This window comes from Leisingera sp. F5, from assembly GCF_001593695.1.
In genome coordinates this window covers 1-2,140 of the sequence record NZ_LUKH01000551.1, presented here as the reverse complement: position 1 = coordinate 2,140, position 2,140 = coordinate 1, and the positions used below count along the sequence as shown (strand labels likewise).

Below are 2,140 nucleotides of genomic sequence, written 5' to 3'. Positions count from 1 at the left end.
CGGGCGGACTGCTCATCGAACCTGAGGCCCTCGCCGGCCTCATACAGCAGGATGTCGACCCCGCGCGCCTGCGCCTCCTTGCGCAGGGAGCCGTCGCGCAGGCCCGAACGGATCACCACCGGCGCGCCAAAGGCATCGGCACAGGCCAACGTTTTTTCGTGTTTCGGTGACACCCGGATCTGCGGCATGTTGGTGCGGTGGATCGCGGCGGAGTGCAGGTCGATACCCAGGTCGCAGCGGTCCACCACTTCGGTCATGAACAGATGCGCCAGGCGGCTGGCCAGCGAGCCGCCCCAGCTGCCCGGAAAACAGCGGTTCAGATCGCGCCGGTCCGGCAGGTAGCGGGAATGGTTCAAAAAACCGAAGGTGTTGACGATCGGCACCACGATCAGGGTGCCCTTAAGGCGGGAAAACTTGCGGCTGCGCAGCAGGCGGCGGGCAATTTCCACTCCGATCACCTCATCGCCGTGAATGGCGGCAGATACAAACAAGGTTGGCCCGTCCTCCGCCCCGTGGATCACATGGGCAGACATAGTGACCGGCGTGTGATCCGACAGCACGCTCACTGGCAGGTCCACCGTGCGGCGGGTGCCGGCGGGGATCTGGAAGCCGCCGATTTCAAAGTCAGGACGGATCGCCATGGCAAAGCCTTTCCAGGGAAGGTTCCCAACAGGCTTAGCAAGTTCTACAGTTTAGGCAATCGCGCTGGCAGCAGCTTAGGCACAGGCAAAGTTGAAACTGCCAGAGAACCGCTCATCCTCAACCATGAGGACCGGCAGCCCCCTCGCCATTGGATAGGATCTTCTTGCAGTGCTCCCGCCGTTTTCTTCTGGAAATGTTCGCCACAGAGCAAAGCATGAAGATGAGATAGACGATGCCTGAAAGCCTGCGAGTGATCTCCTTGGGCCAATCGAACTGCGTCTCAAGCACCCCAAGCGCAACGAAGACAGGGAAGGACGCCACAGCCGCAGTCAGCATCACGACGAGCATCCATCTTAGAAACCAAAACATAGTCTTGATGTAGAGAACCAAGAGCACGGCCCACAGACCGATAAATCCGGCGAGATACACATAAAACCCGGCCAGTTCTAAGAACCCGGTCAAGGGTTTGCTTCCTTAGCCACCACAGTACGCCAATAACCTTGAGCTCCGCCCGTTCGCAGGTGAAACGCCCCCAGGAGCGTTTCCGGGAAGCCTTCTCATTCCCACTTGTAATTAAAACTGACCGAGATCCGCTCTTCCTCCGCCATGTTCAGCGGCACTTCGTGGCGGATAAAGCTTTCCCACAACAGCACATCGCCAACCGCCGGAGATTGGTAGACAAAGGTCCTCAGCTCCTGGCGGCAGTCTTTCATCCGCGGCGGATGCGCCATCATCATCGCGTGGCGCGGATCCTCCAGCTTCAGCGCCGAGGCCCCTTCGGGCATGGCAACATAGGTGGTGCCGGAAATCACTGAATGCGGGTGGATGTGGCTGGCATGGGTGCCGCCCTCCGGCAGAATGTTGATCCACAGATCCTCCAGCACCAGCGCGCGGCCGTCCAGGTCCAGCTCAAGATCCCTGGCAAAAGCCGCCACATGGGCATCCAGCGATTTCACCAGATCGGCAAAGATTGGGAACCGCCAGGGCAGATCGGTCAGCGAGGCATAGGAAGTATAGCCGGGATAGCCGTTCTCCTCGCACCAATCCTGGCCGGCATCGTCGTCGCCGGCGATCACAAGACAAGAGTTTTCCAGTTCCTGCGCGTCAACCTCAGGTCCGTGTTCGGACAATTGCGCGCGGTAAAGGCGGGTCACAAAGAGCGATTCAATCTGGGCCATGGCGCTCTGATACCTCAGCGCCCCAGCCTTGGCGAGATGCATCCTGCAAAGCGGCGCCGCTTCTTTCTGGTTGCAAATACTCCGGGGGAGCCGCCAAGGGCGGCGGGGGCAGCGCCCCCCCTGCTGACGGGCGCAACGAAAAACCCCCGCTGATTGCTCAGCGGGGGCTTCTAGTGATTTAAAGCTGGCAGATTTTACCAGTCTTCGCGAACCACGACGCGGGTCTTGACCGGCAGTTTCATCGCTGCCAGGCGCAGGGCCTCGCGGGCGACTTCGTCGGTCACGCCGTCGATCTCGAACATCACGCGGCCAGGCTTAAC

Annotated in this window: 4 protein-coding genes; all 4 read right to left on the bottom strand. The window is 60.4% G+C overall.

The genetic code is table 11. The annotated features are described in order from the left end of the window. Nucleotides 1-641: succinylglutamate desuccinylase/aspartoacylase family protein (locus A2I95_RS33135; protein ID WP_291736662.1), on the bottom strand; the 641-nt coding region annotated here is incomplete at its 3' end. A 118-nt stretch (nucleotides 642-759) separates the two neighbouring features. Next, nucleotides 760-1,104: a hypothetical protein gene (locus A2I95_RS33130; protein WP_027257348.1), complete on the bottom strand. Its 345-nt coding sequence runs from the start codon at nucleotides 1,102-1,104 to the stop codon at nucleotides 760-762. A gap of 95 nt (nucleotides 1,105-1,199) precedes the next feature. Then, nucleotides 1,200-1,820 carry a TIGR02466 family protein gene (locus A2I95_RS33125; RefSeq protein WP_291736658.1) on the bottom strand — a complete coding sequence of 207 codons (621 nt, stop codon included), beginning with the start codon at nucleotides 1,818-1,820 and terminating at the stop codon, nucleotides 1,200-1,202. Between the two features lie 194 nt (nucleotides 1,821-2,014). Further along, a partial coding sequence (locus A2I95_RS33120; RefSeq protein WP_291733361.1) for a ribosomal protein L16 occupies nucleotides 2,015-2,140 on the bottom strand: 126 nt, incomplete at its 5' end.

Excerpts from the sequence above, each read along its gene's own strand:
- A2I95_RS33125 (WP_291736658.1), bottom strand. The coding sequence starts at position 1,820 with ATGGCCCAGATTGAATCGCTCTTTGTGACCCGCCTTTACCGCGCGCAA.